Source organism: Parashewanella sp. 2304DJ23-3 (assembly GCF_056591695.1).
On the sequence record NZ_JBWQOH010000008.1, the window covers coordinates 44477 to 60883 of the forward strand.

Consider the following 16407-nt stretch of genomic DNA (forward strand, 5'->3'; position numbering starts at 1 on the left):
TAAAAAATCAACTCCAGTTGCTTGGTCTAACTTAAAACACCAAGCAACTGTAATTCTTCTTGATCAAACCCCGTAATATCTTGAATTAAGATTGATCGCTTTCTCACTAAACCCTCTGCAATTTTGGAAGTTTTTTGACCAAAAACAGGAAACAACATTCTAAAATCAACAACATTCTTTGAATAGTCTCGTATCGATACAAGGTTACTTCCTGCGCATGATTTATCAAGGTTCGAGAAATGTTCCATAAGTAGTCGTTTTGCATCAGCATAGGATCTTAAAAAGTCGTTGGCTGAAGATTCATCAGACACAAGTACAGAATAATGTTTCTCGAGTTGTTTTTTAACCTTTTCAGAGCTTTGTGGAATTGAAGTGGTCGATAATTTATTTTTTTGTATAAAATTAAGAGACATTTCGATATATAGCTTCCAGACAGGGCTTGGTGTCGAATCTACACTTTTAAACTCCGTCATATAATCAAAATATAGTACTTCTCGAGTGGCTTCAATTTGTGGAGAAGCAATTGCACAAGTCTGACCCGACTGAGTGACTGTAGCTTCTGATATATGAAGTTTCATCCATTTACTCATCAATTCCTCATACAGTAAAGCATCACATTTTTTCTTTCGTTTGTTAGATATGTGGCATCTGATAAATTTGTACCATTCGTCTGCAAATGCGAATTCTTGTTTAGAAATTAATTTATGATGAATGGTGAATTGTTGGAATAATTCTGAATTTGCATCACCTATGCCTTTCCATGAAATCGTTGTATCTCCTGTCGATGTTTTTCTTTCATCAAAAAAACGCTCGAAATGTTCTCCCAAGTACCCTTTGATTCGAGAGATAGCTACATAGTTGTGGCCATCAGTAAGCCACTCAGCCGTTTTTAAATCAGCCAGAAACAGTAGTGTTTCGCCATAGGCCGATCTCCCAGGTGATATGGGGGTTTTTGATATCGATTCATTTAGTTTTATCGCCATTGGGTGCGATACTATCGATTCCAGTCGGTTCAAATGAGCCTCCTTTAATGCCATTTGAAATAAAGGTAAGCTCAAATGCATTATTGGCCTAAATAACAACTACTTATTAAAACCTTAAAAAATCCCGCATTGAATGTACAGTTAACCATTGATTATTTATTGTTCATTAAACTTATACTACAACTTATACCAATTACTGTAATTGGTATTATTAAAATACTGATTCAGCTATCATCAAAAATTAAGGGAACATATGGCGCTTTATGATAAAGTTCAGCCATCTTAACTTATCTAAATAACTCGTTTGAAACTAAGAGATTACCAACAAGACTCTGTTGATGCCGCTATTTCTCATTTTAGAGATTCAAAGAATTCAGCAGTTATTGTGTTACCAACAGGCGCAGGTAAAAGTATTGTCATTGCTGAATTGGCGCGAATAGCCAAAGGTCGAGTTTTAATTCTGACTCATGTGAAGGAGTTAGTTGAACAAAACGCTGAAAAGGTAGGTTTACTTACTGTAGATGCCGACATCTATTCTGCAGGCTTAAAACAGAAACAATCTTCAGCAAAAACGGTTGTTGCCAGCGTCCAATCAGCGGCACGAGCACCAAAACAATTTTCTGAACCATTTTCATTAGTCATTATTGATGAATGCCATCGAGTTAGTCTGAATGAGAAAAGCCAATATCAAATGCTATTGGCTCATTTAAGAGAAGTTAATCCGAGTATTCGCTTGCTTGGTCTTACTGCAACGCCCTATCGTCTTGGTCTTGGTTGGATTTATCGAAATCATTATCACGGGAAAGTGGGAAATACTGAAAATCCAATATTTGAAAGATGCATTTTCGAGCTACCGTTGCGCCCATTGATTAAAAAAGGTTATTTAACTCGACCGAAGATGTTAGATGGTGTATCAGCACAATACGACTTCAGTATTATCACGCCGACTGAAAATGGCGAGTACAACGAAGCAAAAGTTAATTCCATTTTGTCTCGCGCAGGTAGAGCAACCAAGCAAATCACAAAGCAGATTGTTGAGCTAAGCAAAAGTCGAGAAGGCGTAATCATTTTTGCTGCAACCGTGCGGCATGCACAAGAGGTATTGTCATATTTAAGTGAAGATGATGCGGTATTGATCACTGCTGATACTGCTACAGAAGATCGTGATAAATACATTAAACAGTTCAAAACGAAACAATTTAAGTTTCTTGTGAATGTATCAGTGCTGACTACAGGCTTTGATGCTCCGCATGTGGATTTTATTGCAATATTACGCCCTACTGCTTCGGTGAGCTTATTTCAGCAGATGGTTGGCCGTGGACTTCGTCTAGCAGACAACAAAGACGATTGTCTTGTTATTGATTATGCGGCGAGTGGCTATGACCTGTATTTTCCTGAGGTTGGTCAAGCCAAGCCAAACTCAAAATCTGTTCCCGTTCAAGTTCACTGCCCGGTGTGTAATTTTGCTAATACATTTTGGGGAATAACCGATAATGACGGTGATTTAGTTGAACACTTTGGTCGTCGCTGTCAGGGCTTAATTGAAATTAATGATATAGAAACCCAATGTGAGTTTCGATTTCGGTCTAAATCTTGCCCAGATTGTGGCAGTGAAAATGATATTGCAGCCAGAGTTTGCCAAGTATGTGATTCGACCTTAATCGATCCAGATAAGCGCTTAAAGCAAGTGCTGACCAATCAACATCATCACTTATTCAAAGTACAAGATATGCTATTGCTCGCTGAGGGCTCAATTTTAAAGGTTCAATATATTGATATTGAAGGTAATGATTTTGTCCGCAAGTTTAAGATGGAGACTAAAGGCCAAATTAAAGCATTGTATGCTCTGTTTGTATTTCCACACACAAAAACACCCGGTGTATTACACACTCAATATCAGAAACCTGAGCAAATTATTGAAGAAGTGGATAAATTTAGAAAACCAGATTTAATACTGCTTAAAAAGAACAAAAAATTTTGGCAATGGGTGGAAAGTTATTTTGATTATTCCGGTCGTTATCAGATAGAAAAAGACATGTAATAAGAGCTGTGATATAAAGCGGCTACAAAAAGTGAAAGGACAAATAATGAAAGTTACAATTTACGGCCGTTCAGGCTGCCCTTACTGCACACGAGCAATTCAAATTTCTGAGCATTTAACAAAAGCTAAGCAAGACTTTAGCTTTGAGTATATTGATATGATTGCTGAAGGTATTTCTAAAGAAGCGTTAAGCGAAAAATTAAATGTTCCTGTGCGCACAGTACCTCAAGTATTGGTTGATGGTAATCATGTTGGTGGTTGCACTGAGTATGAACAATATTGCCGTACAAACAATTTAATCTAGCACTAAAAATTCTTATAAAGCTCAGCGATAATGCTGAGCTTTTATGTGTAAAACTTCTATACTCAATTCATCATTCCAAAATTTCATTACCATGATGAATTATCAACTTGCAGTTAGATTATCAAAGACCTTTATAGCACTCTCCATTGGTCTATTTGCTTTTATTGTTGGTCTAGATAATATCTTGGATTTTAATACCAACTATCAATTTGTTATACATGTTCTATCTATGGACACCTTTCACCCTTGGTATGACGGCAAAGAAATTGAATGGCGAGCGATTACCAATGAATCAGCACATATTTTCTTTTATTGGGTAATCATTTTGTTCGAGATTGCCGCTGGAATCATTTGCCTTACTGCATCAGTAGTTATGTTCAAACATATAAAGACTGATAAATTTAAAAATGGAAAAGCCATATTTTTGATTGGCGGTACTGTTGGAATTGCCGTCTGGTATTTAGGAATGGCTGTTATCGCATCAGAATGGTTTGCTATGTGGGCGAATAAATGGACTGGGCAACAATCTGCTTATAACATCTCAATGGTTATACTCATAGGTATGTGTTATATATCCTTTAACAATGAATAAGCTATCGCTATCATTCATTTGTATTTATCTAATAGATAAATCAGCTTGATATTTTGGGAGCATGAACAACATCATCTGTTGATTGATATTCACTATCGGCTCCTTCTAATCCTAGCACCTGTTTCCAAAATGGTCTCTTATCGACTTCTTTGGTTGTATATTCCTCTAATAAAACAGGTCCTTTCAACTCTGGAGCTTCAACATTTCCCTCATGTTTTAACCTATCTCTTAGTCGACTAATCAAATTGGCAATCTCAGCTCTTGACTTCAAAACTAAGTTCTTCACCTCTATAGTTCCATTGCCAATTTCAGAACGATGCTTATCAATATCATCAATTATTTGAGTTTGAATGTTATAAATAGTTTCCAAATAATCCATATTTCGTTGACTGAATGCGCTTTGTGATCTTCTTTCATAATGACGGAGGATAGTTTCAACTTCTGAGCGGAAACCTTTTGCAGCAACTAAATGTAAAACCGATAACCCTTCCTTATTCTTTTTAGTTGATATGATTCCTTGCTTTGTAAATCTATCCACCGCATGGTCATTTCCAAACTCTGCAGAGTGCATAGTAATGTCATTGCCTCTTTCATCAGTTGTAACAAGCTCCTTAGTAACTTCAATCCCAACTAATTTTCTATATTGATGTATAACGTCACGATACTTAGCCGTAATTCGTTCGCTCCCTGCTTTACCAAACTTTTGACATACTGAATCAATATGATGAAATGCGTTCTTGTTACCCATAACAGAAAATAATGGTGGTCGACCTTTATTGTCTTTTATACTTAAATCAGGCTCTAATGACATCACATAATCTATAATTTCAGGATGTCCCCCTTCTATTGCGGCATGTAAAACTGTCTTCCTATCTTCTTTACTTTGAGTATTAACATCTAAAGCTAAATCACCAGTTAAAAATTGCTTAACTCCATCAATGTTACCAGAACGAGCACAATTATTGACTAAATCAGGGAGTAAATCTTTAGCGGTATTCATATGATTATTTCTAATATCAGCATTAGCTCCTAATCTCATCAAGATAGTAGCTTCTTCTAAGTTACCTTCATCAATCGCCTTATGGAGTAAAGTTCTTCCATCTTTAAATGGAGAATTAATATCAAAGGCAAATGGCTCTCTCATTAACTGTTCTACCAGCTCATAATCCTTTTGCAAAAAAGCCAAATGCAGCATGGTAGCTCCTTCAAGGCTTATCTTTTCAATTCCCTCTAAATAGTTATATCTTTCAAGCTTATTAATAAATTCTGACTTCTCACCTCCAGCAACCATTGCCAAAGAAGTCTGCTCTTCTTGTTTAGGCTCTACATTTGTTAATTTCAAAGCTGAGTTTATATTTTGGCGCTCCCGAGCTTCTCTTTGTGCATCAGACTCTTCTTTTCTTTCAGGTGTTTCAACAGTAACTTCAGGAACATCGCCATCAGATTCAGAGCGTGCCTCTAATTTAAAGCCATCTTTGCTATTTCCTGATAGATCAGAATAATATTTTGCTCTTTTTGTCTCTTGACTCGATAATTTAGCGCTTACTCTTTCTATAATTCCTTTCAAAAATTTTACAGGTTGTCTGATCAGTGATCTCAAACTCGATGGTTTTTCATCTGAAGGTTTAGCGGTAATCCATAAAGGATTACCATCAATAGGCCTATGAGTGATTCCCCTATACTTTTGTGGAATTTTCTCATAGAACTCATTGAACCCTTTGTACTCGATTGCTAATTGAAGTGGAGTTAAGCCATCTTCATTCTGATCAGTCAACATTTTATAATATGAAGGAATTTTCATAAGTTCATTCAATGTTTCAAAAGAACCAAAACGAGCACAGTAATGAAGAGCACTATTTCCTTTTGCGTCAACTTGATTTGCGAAACGAGCACCAGTTGCATCTGACATTATTCTTACCATCTCAGAATCATTAAGCATGCAAGCTTTTAAAAGTGGAGAACATTGGCTAACAGGATCAACCTTGGAAACATCAGCACCAGCTTTGATCAATTTTCTAACAGCATCCTCACTCAACCGTTTTTCCGAACCTTTAGGTTCACCCACGCTCTCCATAAGAACTTGATCTAAAGTTGATTTAGGAAACATAAGTTTCAGTTCCTCAACCGAGCACTTGTTTATATAATCCGGCTTACGTAGATCTTCCTTTGAAGCGACATGAAAATTAAATTTTGATACAAGCATGCTATGTATTCGTGATTTTGTAACTGCATCTTTAACTTCACGATCTAAGCGAAGGAGCATTTCACGGTCTTCGCATTTTACAACTACGTCGAACAGATCGTTATTAGACATCTTCTTTAAGTCTATAGCTTGAGCTATTTTTTTCTGAATAGCTTCATCAATTTCATACCTAGTTTGTCCATCAACTAATTTCACTAACACATGTTCAGATAATGTTTTAGAAATCTCAAAAGCATCCTCAGGTTTAACACCACCCACTACATGAGATACAATTGCTTCCCCCAAACTTCTTTGCATAGTTTGTAATTTATAAATTTTTTGCTCTAGCTCTTTTGTCCTTTTAAAAGTCTCAGCGCCTCTCGACCCACCTGAAGCTTGCTTCAACTGTTCTGAAACTTCCTTCAATTGATCTGAAATACTTTTAGCTATGACTTCGAGCCCTACGTCATATTGCTTAGCTAAATCATCCCAATCAAAACTTAGTTTTTCAGTACAAATTCTTTTGAATCGGTTTTGTTCTGAACACCTAGGGTCAAAGAGAGCTTCATTGAGTAGTTGCAGCTTTTCTGTCAAAGTGAACTCTTCAATGCTTTCGTTGATCAATCGAGCAAACGCTGATGAAGTTTGCAAGTCTGCTAACATTTCCTTAGGCGTTACTCCAATATCTTCTGCAAATGAAACTCTTTTATCACTGCTACTTTTTAACCAAGAAAAATCTTCATTACAGCCAAATTCTTTCTTTTGTGCACTTTTGAACAGCTTTTGTTTAAGTTCACTTTCTACATGGTTTCTTTCTTCAGTCGTTAGCTTACCAGTCCCTTCAAGTTTATTTGTGAATTCAACAAATTCTTCCAACGTTTTTACTTGCTTAAGCTCATCCATACATTTATGGTGATGGTAACCTTCAAATTCCTTTATACATTGATCAAACTGAAGGCTTAATTGCTGTTTTAATGTTGACTCCGGCATTTTAGAAAGTACTAATTTATCAAAAGCTAACGCATCATCGACTGTTGATATACTTTTAACTAATTTCTGTCCTTCATACATTTGCATCGAATCTGGTAATGATTTGAAGTCAAAACTCTTGAAGTCTTGAATTTGTAACTCCCTTTGCCTCCCAGCATCATCAACAACACAATAAGCACCTGCATGTACTTCTAGGTTACATTTATGCTCACCATTTCTAGTGAGAAGAAAACTTCGACACGGAGCTGCACCTTCGATGGATGGACAGTAGCTTTGTAATACAGCTTCAGGGGGGTGTCCTTGACATAGAGTTGCAAATACTCTTTGAGCTGAAATATGAAGTTTGATTTGTTCAACTATTTTTGAATGCTCTGCTGAAGGTATTTTCGCAACAGATAGTTTTGGCAAGAATGATTGCATTCTGTCATCGCTTAACCCTAGTTCTCTAGCAACCGCTTTTGTTTTTTCCGTACAGCGATCTTCAATAGATTTTTGTAGAGAATTAGTAACATCACAAAAAGCTGTCTCTAGTACTTTTTCATAGACATCTCTCTTCCCTTCAGCTTCAGCATGAAGAAGCATTACAGGAAGAGACAAAGATGTGGACTGCTTTCCTTCAGGTTCAAATTCACCTTGCTCAATAAAAAACACAAATTGTTTTAGGGCATCTTGCTTTATCTCGTTAGGAATACCTTCATTAGACAACAGCTCACAAAATTGAACAAATAGTCGGCTATGTGCTTCCAACGGGCGAGCAGGAAAACCAGCTTGTACTTGTTTAAATGCAGAATTGTAGCTTTGCTCAATCAAAGAGGCTTTGTGAGGGGGCACTTGTAAAAGCAATTTACTAAAGTGGTGTTCAGAGCGAGCCATTGAGCTTAAATGCTGTTTTGTTTCAGAATCTGGTAAATCACCTAAGTTTGGTTCTGAAAGAAATACACTGGATGAGTCTTGATGGCTAACATTGGGAGATTTATTTTCAGCAATTCGTGAATGGGATGGTTCAAAAGGTTTTGGGGCAACACCAACACGCAACAGTAAACTCTCTGATGCTCGCTCAGCATGAGAGGTTTCTAAAGCATCAATCTGAACACTTTCTTGAAATTGGTTTGGTTCAAGAAATGATAGACTACTTTGATGCGATTCTTGAGAACTGCTTCCAGTTATTCCACCCATAAACTATTTTCTCTGTGACCTTACTTCAAACATGACGTTATCTATAACTACATATAATTATAGATAACGAGTGGCCTTAATTGCAGTTAATTCGAGTTAACATTCAAGAAAGTTAAAGTTCATTATGGTCTTTAAAATTGCATCTTCCTCATACAGAGGTATAATTCTCTCTTTGCGGTATTTTCTTTTACCGAGCTTCCATATCCTGAGTTAACTAACCTTAAGGTCATTTAATGATTAACCATTTCAGCGTTCTTGGCATTAAGCCAAATGCTAAAGATGATGAAATTAAAAAGGCTTACAAGCGCCTTTCCAATAAGTATCACCCAGATAAACTTATCAATGCTTCTGATGACGAAAAGGAAGAAGCTGCTGCTTTACTTCATCGAATTCAAGCTGCTTATGATGTTTTGTCAGACTCAAAGTCACGAAAAGCATTTATCAATGATTTTAAAAACGTAGTTGTTAAAAATCCAAATGAAGCCATGAGTGAGCTTTGGAATAGCTACTTTTAATGTATATATAGAGTTTATTAATGAGCAACAAATTAGATTTAGCGTATGTAAAGCAGTTGAAGCAAGACGCATGGGAAAATATTGAGTCATACCAAGACCCTGACACTCCAGATGCTTTGAGCGGTTATACTAATCAAATGAAAAAAGTACTGTTAGCAGATCCTGGCATGCTGTCTTCATTACCAGAGTATTTACCTGTCGCACTATTCGGAAATGTACGATTTCCAGATTCAGTTCATCAACAATGGAAAACTTGGATAGGTGAGAATATCCTGCCAACTTGGGATGAATTTAAGATCAGTATTGCGTTTAACAATGAAGATATACCTTTAGTTAAAGCTGTAAGAAATCACTCTGAATCACTGCTCATTCAAAGCTGTGCAGTACTATTTATGTTAATGATCGATGATACCGTTTCTCAAACAGATGAATCTGAGTCTGATTTTGATGAATATGAGAGTGAATCTGACGATTATTCTGACCAATACGATGCAAACGAGGATTATTAATGAACAGTCTGATAGAACTAACAGCTGAAGAAATTAAGCAACTCGCTGACGTAGAGCCAAAAGAAGCAAGTAAAAAGTTTGAGTTGGTCGCAAATACGATGAATGACGAACAGCTCGTTGAAGTCATTGAACAAATGGATATTGTGACGCTAACTCAAATAAACAGTGAACACGATATTTCTTGCCCTTCAATTATGTCTGAGTTGATGACTCCTGAGCAAATCAGAGATATCGTTTGTCAGCAGCCTTTGTATTGGGAAGAAAAGATCAAAGCTAACGCAGACGAACTTGCAACTCAAACCTTTGATTTCTTAACTTACTTGATACGTGTGCAACCAAATGCTGAAAAACAAACTGCTATTTTAGAATGTTTAGCTGAAGAGCCAGCAGCACTATTTTATTTATCGATTCCATTTATTGAATTGATTCTAGCCCCTCAGGAAGGTGACCTATCAAACAACATCGCAGACGTATTTGATGATGAAGATGATGGTACCACAGTTGGATACACGGATAGAACTGAGAGCGAAGAAGCACTCAGTCTAGAGATTGATGATCCAAAAAGCTTACTTGCGTTAATTAAAGAATTAGCTCCAGACGTTGAAAAGGCCATCAAAAGCTTATTACGCAATCAGTCTTCAAATTGGCAAGTCGTCATCGGTAAATTCGTTTCAGAAGTGGTTACTCAAGCTAAAGAAAAGAACGAAGAGCAAGACGAATACTCAGAAGTTGATGACATGTTCAGCTTTCTTGACTAAGAGGTCATAAATGCAAATTGTATTACGTGACCCGAATCAGGGTCCTTTTCTTCTTAAAGCACTGAGATTTGCAGCTGAAGAAGAGATTTTATCTGAAACTGAACTCTCCGATATCAAGAAGAAAGCCATTTTGATGAGTTTAAAGTTGGCAGATAAGTTCTATAACAAGTACAAAATGCACTTGTTAGAGCAAGCAGCTCAAGATGTTATTGGCGTAGCTAGCTTAGGGCTGATGGCATTAGCCAATCAAGACCAAGTAAAAGCAATATTATTGCTCAAAAAACCTGATGGACTCGTAAAGTCGTTTCAGAAAGGTTGGACGATGCTTGCAACGGTGAGCAAGTATAAGTTAATCAACATCAAGTCAATCTACGGTGAAGTTGAACAACGATTACTTGAAACCGTTTCTTGCCCTGCAGATCATGACGAGTGGGCAGGCTGGGATATTTATCAAGATGCTTTAAAAGAACATCAAAAAGAACAAGCAGCTGAAGCGGTAAAAAGTTTATTTTTCTTTAACCCTGTTTATGACCCAATTGAATGCCTAAGTATTGAAGAGATGTTTGCTGAGGCAATCGTTTATCAAATTCTTTGCGGTGGACAAGCTAAGGTCAAAAAAGGCCTTAAGAAAAAGTTACCTGAGTTAGAATTTGAAGCGGCTTGGTTAAAAGAAGACTTTATTAAAGAGTTGATTGAAAGAAGCCTTGAAAGCTTACCAGAGCAACTTCAAGAGACCATTCGTACCGACTTGAATCGCCACTTTGCCAGTTCAATTGTAAACACAATCAAATTTGCTCAGAAGTATCGAGAAGAAATGATTAAAGGCGCAACGCCTGAAAAGCTTGAGCGAATGGAGCATAAGCAAGGTATGGTTGGATTAATTGGCTGGCCTATTGATCCCTTTCTATAATCTATAGCCAAAGTCATTTTCATACTTTACCGAACATAAAAAATCCGATAATAAATATCGGATTTTTTATATCTCTATATTTTTAATTAGGTTTTACAGTTTCTTAAAATCATTTACATTGATCGCAGCTAAACGCATTTCATCAGCCTGTTTAAGTTGCTCATACTCATCTTGATTAATTACCTCATTTTCAAGAGCAGTATCAAACAACATCATGCCTCTCAGTTTACGTTTAACTTTGCCTTCTTTTTGAGCTTCAGCGATTTTCTTAAATAGGTGACGACATTCATATTGAGCTAAGAATGCGTTTTCGACTTCTGCTACACCACCATTATCGCCCTCATAACTTGTGCTTAAGAACGTAATTCGTTCTCTAGCAGGGCTTGGCTGTTGCATTGCAGTTGCCAAACTTGATGCTAAGTCATCAGATGGCAGCTTAAAACGATTTCCTAGTGGGAAAATCACAGCTCTTAATGCCCAAGCAACTGGCTTATTAGGGAAATTACGAATCGCATCTTGCATCGCTTTAGCAGCCAAATGCAAACGCTCTTGCATCACATAATGCACAACTGGCAAATCATCTTGTTGATGACCATTATCTTCGAACATTTTGAGTGTGGCGGAGCCTAAATATAATTGACTTAACACATCACCAAGACGTGCAGACAACATTTCCTTACGCTTTAAATCACCACCGAGAATCAGCATGGCAACGTCAGTAACAAAAGCTAAAGCAGCTGATATACGAGTCATATCTTTATAGTATTGCTGCGTTTCACCCGCTACAGGGCTTGAAGCTAATCGGCTCCCCGTTAATGCATGACCAAAAGCTGAACCGGCGTTTCTAAGCGCATAACCAATATGACCCATCAATAATTTATCGAAACGGTCTAATGCAGCAGACTTATCTTCCATCATCGCCGTTTCCATTTCAGGAATAACATATGGATGACAACGCGTTGCACCTTGACCAAAAATCATCAAAGAACGAGTAAGGATGTTTGCCCCTTCAACCGTAATGGAGATCGGCAGCCCCATGTAACCATGACCCAGATAGTTTTTAGGTCCGAGCTGAATACTTTTACCTGATTGAATATCCATAGCATCATTTACGACTTTACGGCCCAGTTCAGTCATATGATATTTAGCTATAGCTGTTACAACTGATGGTTTAACCTTTAAATCAATACCTGTGGTCGTTAACCGTCTTGCTGCTTCAAGTTGATAAGTGTTCGCAATGATTCTTGCTAACGCTTCTTGCACACCTTCAAAACGCCCAATGGATAGACCAAACTGCTTACGCACATAACTGTAGGCTGTTGACGTTTTAGTGGTTAAGTGACCTGATGCTGTTGCGAGCGCTGGCAACGAAATACCGCGGCCCGCTGACAAACATTCAACTAACATTCTCCAGCCACGACCAGCATATTGTGGGCCACCGATTATCCAATCCAATGGAATGAATACGTCTTTACCATGCGTCGTACCATTCATAAATGCCAGACCCATTGGATCATGACGATCTCCAATCTCAACACCTTCATGACTTGTCGGAATTAAGGCACACGTAATACCCAATTCTTTTTTGTCACCCAGTAAATTATCAGGGTCACGCATTTGGAAAGCTAAGCCTAGAACAGTGGCAACTGGTGCGAGTGTGATGTAACGTTTATTCCAGGTTAATGATAAACCAAGAACTTCTTCACCTTCGAACTCACGACGACAAACGATACCAACATCAGGAATACTTCCTGCATCACTACCAGCCTCTGGGCCTGTGAGAGCAAAACATGGAATTTCTTTACCTTCAGCTAGGCGTGGTAACCAATGGTTACGTTGCTCATTAGTACCATAGTGAGTTAATAGTTCCCCTGGGCCAAGCGAGTTAGGTACCATAACGGTAACCGCAGCACTGACGCTTCTTGTTGCCAACATAGATACGATTGTCGAATTAGCATAGGCAGAAAACTCTTTACCCCCATATTTTTTAGGAATAATGAGCGCAAAAAAGCCTTCTTTTTTGAAGTAATTCCAAAGTTCTGGCGGCAAATCACGACGTTTTTGAACAATATCGTAATCGTCCATCATGCTGATGGCCGTCTTAACTTGATTATCAATAAATTCTTTTTCTTCTGGATTTAGTTGTGGACGTCCAAAGTTATGTAGCGTGTTCCAGTCAGGCTTACCTCTAAAGAGCTCACCTTCCCACCACACATCGCCCGCTTCCATAGCTTCTTTTTCTGTGTCAGATAAAGGTGGAAGTACTTTCTTAAAAAAACTGAAGGCTGGTCGTGTGACCAACTTCATCCGCAAATTTCTAACGCCGAAGATAACGGCGATGATTACAATTAGCAGTACTACAATAGTCATAGCAAAACCTTTTGCCAGTTAGTTTGTTTTAGCCACTGGAACTGATACGCCAGCGGCCATGTAGGGAATCATTTTTCTTATCACGGCTTCAATGTCATTCTTTTCATTAAAGTCTGACTCTGCAATTTCAACTAGTGCATTCGATGACGCCATAGTGAAAACGACAGTTCCTAACGTAAAGTGTAGTCTCCAAAACATTTCAGCGGCAGGAATATGAGGTGCACAAGCTTGGACAGCATGAACAAATTTCATTAAAGGCTCTTGATAATGTGTCGTGATGAACCAGCGTAAGTGACCTTGGCTTTCAAAGTATCCTCGACCTAAAAGCTGAAGAAAATTACTGGTACCTTGTTCATGCAACTGATTCATATCAAGCAGAGGCTGAACTAAGCACGAAAAAACATCGTCAAGAGTAGAGTTTTGTTTATCTAAGCTTCCAATTGCTTGTGAAGCTGTTGGCATAAACAAGTCTAAATATCGTGCTAAAACAGCACGAATTAGCTCTTTCTTTGAACCGAAGTGATAATTGACTGAAGCCAAGTTAACTTCTGCTTTGCTGGTGATAAGTCTTAAGGAAGTTTCAGAAAAACCACGCTCTGCAAACAGCTTTTCAGCGGCATTGAGAATTTTGGTTTTTGTGTCTTGTCTTGTTGCCATTCCATGACCCATTCTTTATTTTAAACACTCGTTTAAAATTACTGCTTAAATCCTCTAAAGTCAATCAAGATCACAATAATAAAATCAATCTCAGTGACTTGTTACTCAAATTTAAACTCATGCTACTACGATGCAAATTTGGTTAATTTTAGGTAAACTAGAGGTCGTTCCAAATTAGTCATTTCGATTTGTTACTGCTTAAAATTAGTAAAATCAAGGCACGAAGATAGAAGTTTAGTGAACTAAATGAATGATAAGTAACGAAGAGTTTACTAATTTTAAGCGTAACCCGCAGGGCTGTGTATATTTTTTGTTTCTTCGGTGTTGTCGAATGCTTATGTAGAGTCACTACACCTCACATTCGTCGCCTTGAACAAACAAAAAATCTACAACAGCAACTCGAAATAGTTAATTGGGAACGACCTCTCAATTAAACAGGAAGTCATAACTGATGAAATTCTATAACCAGAGACCAGCAAAGTTGTCTCTTGTTATTGCATTAGCACTTGGTCTAAGTGCGTGTGGTAATGAGCAAACAGCCCAAGCTGACACTAAAAAAGTAGATGCGAAACCAACAGTAGCTGATGGTAAAGCCTTTATTAACGATGCAGAGCAACAATTAGCCGATCTTTCTGTTGAAGCAAGCCGTGCTGAATGGATTTACAGTAATTTTATTACTGAAGATACTGCTGCCCTAGCCGCTGCAGTAGGTGAAAAATACACAGCTAATTCGGTTAAGTTCGCAACTGAATCAGCAAAATATGCAGGCCTACCTTTAGGTGCTGTAGATGAACGTAAATTAAATGCGTTAAGAACAAGCCTCGTATTACCAGCACCTTTAGATCCTAAAAAGAATGCTGAACTTGCTCAAATCAGTGCTGAACTGAACGGTATGTACGGCAAAGGTAAGTACTGCTTCCAAGATGGTAACTGCATGACGTTACCTGAACTATCAGCAATTATGGCTGAATCACGCGATCCTGCTAAACTTCTTGAAGTGTGGAAGGGTTGGCGTGAAATCTCAAAGCCTATGCGTCCATTGTTTGAAAATGAAATCAAACTGGCGAATGAAGGCGCACAAGATTTAGGCTTTAAAGACCTTTCAGAATTATGGCGTAGCCAATACGACATGGAACCACAAGCATTCTCTGATGAGTTAGATCGCTTATGGGGACAGGTAAAACCTTTATACGATTCATTGCACTGTTATGTTCGTGGCGAGCTGAACGAAAAATACGGCGATGATGTAGTAGGAAAAACCGGGCCAATACCAGCTCACCTTCTTGGTAACATGTGGGCACAAAGCTGGGGTAACATTTACAATGAAGTTTCTCCAAAAAATGGCGATCCAGGGTATGACGTAACCAAACTTCTTGCTGATAATAACTATGACGAAAAGAAAATGGTTAAGCAGGCCGAAGGATTCTTTACTTCTCTAGGCTTTGAACCGCTACCAGAAACATTTTGGACTCGTTCTTTATTCACTCAGCCACAAGATCGTGATGTAGTTTGTCACGCTTCGGCATGGGACTTAGATAACCTTGATGATATTCGAATCAAGATGTGTATCCAAAAGACAGCTGAAGAGTTCACTGTAATCCATCATGAATTAGGTCACAATTTCTACCAGCGTGCCTATAAAAATCAACCGCATATCTTCAAAGGCAGTGCAAACGATGGTTTCCATGAAGCGATTGGTGACACTATTGCGTTATCAATTACACCTAAGTATTTGAAGCAAATTGGACTACTAAACGAAGTTCCTGACGAGTCAAAAGATATTGGTCTTCTACTTCGTCAAGCTCTTGATAAAGTAGCATTTATGCCTTTCGGCTTAATGATTGATCAATGGCGTTGGAAAGTATTCAATGGTGAAATTAAACCATCTGAATACAACAAAGCTTGGTGGGAGTTGCGTCAAAAATATCAAGGTGTTCAGGCACCTGTTGCACGTAGTGAAGCTTACTTCGATCCAGGTGCGAAATACCATGTTCCAGGTAACGTACCATATACTCGTTATTTCTTAGCACACATCTTACAATTCCAGTTCCATAAAGCATTATGTGAAATTGCTGGTGATGAAGGTGCCGTTCACCGTTGTTCTATCTACGGTAGCAAAGAGGCTGGTGAGAAACTGAATACGATGCTAGAAATGGGTTCAAGTAAACCTTGGCCAGAAGCGCTTGAAGTCGTAACTGGCACTAAAGATATGGACGCAAAAGCCGTTCTTGATTACTTTGCACCACTTAAAGTTTGGTTAGATGAGCAAAACAAAGCCCAAAACAACCAATGCGGATGGTAATAAGTAAATGATGTAAGTCTATAAGCCCACTCCGTTGGGCTTATGGACTTTTGCAATCTGACACACTTTGTAAATATTAATTTCTATTGCAAAGCGGCTGTTTGGCTTATAGTGACAC

At 38.1% G+C, this 16407-nt stretch carries 12 protein-coding genes; 8 read left to right on the forward strand and 4 right to left on the reverse strand.

From position 1 onward, the window contains the following. Window positions 1-26: 26 nt before the first annotated feature. Entirely contained in the window at window positions 27-1016 is a 990-nt protein-coding gene (locus tag AC1EU2_RS14205) for a hypothetical protein (RefSeq protein WP_480298932.1), read from the reverse strand. Between the two features lie 271 nt (window positions 1017-1287). On the opposite strand from AC1EU2_RS14205, the gene radD reads away from it, so the two are divergent. The 3 genes from radD to AC1EU2_RS14220 are packed head-to-tail and all read left to right on the forward strand — an operon-like array spanning window position 1288 to window position 3920. Then, on the forward strand, window positions 1288-3024 hold the full coding sequence (radD, locus tag AC1EU2_RS14210; RefSeq protein ID WP_480298933.1) for a DNA repair helicase RadD: 1737 nt from the start codon (window positions 1288-1290) through the stop codon (window positions 3022-3024). A gap of 46 nt (window positions 3025-3070) precedes the next feature. Further along, on the forward strand, window positions 3071-3328 hold the full coding sequence (locus AC1EU2_RS14215) for a GrxA family glutaredoxin (protein ID WP_480298934.1): 258 nt from the start codon (window positions 3071-3073) through the stop codon (window positions 3326-3328). Between the two features lie 43 nt (window positions 3329-3371). Further along, the gene (locus AC1EU2_RS14220; RefSeq protein WP_480298935.1) at window positions 3372-3920 is read left to right on the forward strand and encodes a DUF2165 family protein; all 549 of its coding nucleotides are present in this window, start codon (window positions 3372-3374) and stop codon (window positions 3918-3920) included. A 40-nt stretch (window positions 3921-3960) separates the two neighbouring features. Here the strand turns inward: AC1EU2_RS14220 and AC1EU2_RS14225 are convergent, their stop codons facing one another. Next, a complete protein-coding gene (locus AC1EU2_RS14225; RefSeq protein ID WP_480298936.1) occupies window positions 3961-8127 on the reverse strand; it encodes an ankyrin repeat domain-containing protein in 4167 nt (1388 codons plus the stop codon). Between the two features lie 374 nt (window positions 8128-8501). On the opposite strand from AC1EU2_RS14225, the gene atcJ reads away from it, so the two are divergent. From atcJ to atcC, 4 genes are read left to right on the forward strand one after another with little or no spacing between them, the layout of a single operon-like run. Further along, complete coding sequence (gene atcJ / locus AC1EU2_RS14230) at window positions 8502-8783, forward strand: cold adaptation protein ActJcold adaptation protein ActJ (protein ID WP_480298937.1); 282 nt, start codon at window positions 8502-8504, stop codon at window positions 8781-8783. 20 nt (window positions 8784-8803) lie between these two features. After that, entirely contained in the window at window positions 8804-9292 is a 489-nt protein-coding gene (gene atcA, locus AC1EU2_RS14235; RefSeq protein ID WP_480298938.1) for a cold adaptation protein AtcA, read from the forward strand. Then, on the forward strand, window positions 9292-10050 hold the full coding sequence (atcB, locus tag AC1EU2_RS14240) for a cold adaptation protein AtcB (protein WP_480298939.1): 759 nt from the start codon (window positions 9292-9294) through the stop codon (window positions 10048-10050). The genes atcA and atcB overlap by 1 nt, the downstream gene beginning before the upstream one ends. 10 nt (window positions 10051-10060) lie before the next feature. Beyond that, the gene (atcC, locus tag AC1EU2_RS14245; protein WP_480298940.1) at window positions 10061-10960 is read left to right on the forward strand and encodes a cold adaptation protein AtcC; all 900 of its coding nucleotides are present in this window, start codon (window positions 10061-10063) and stop codon (window positions 10958-10960) included. A 93-nt stretch (window positions 10961-11053) separates the two neighbouring features. Here atcC and AC1EU2_RS14250 read toward each other — a convergent pair whose 3' ends face one another. Continuing rightward, entirely contained in the window at window positions 11054-13330 is a 2277-nt protein-coding gene (locus AC1EU2_RS14250) for an acyl-CoA dehydrogenase (protein WP_480298941.1), read from the reverse strand. Between the two features lie 18 nt (window positions 13331-13348). Continuing rightward, on the reverse strand, window positions 13349-13987 hold the full coding sequence (gene psrA, locus AC1EU2_RS14255; protein ID WP_480298942.1) for a TetR family transcriptional repressor PsrA: 639 nt from the start codon (window positions 13985-13987) through the stop codon (window positions 13349-13351). 451 nt (window positions 13988-14438) lie between these two features. On the opposite strand from psrA, the gene AC1EU2_RS14260 reads away from it, so the two are divergent. Then, entirely contained in the window at window positions 14439-16289 is a 1851-nt protein-coding gene (locus AC1EU2_RS14260) for a M2 family metallopeptidase (protein ID WP_480298943.1), read from the forward strand. Window positions 16290-16407 lie beyond the last annotated feature (118 nt).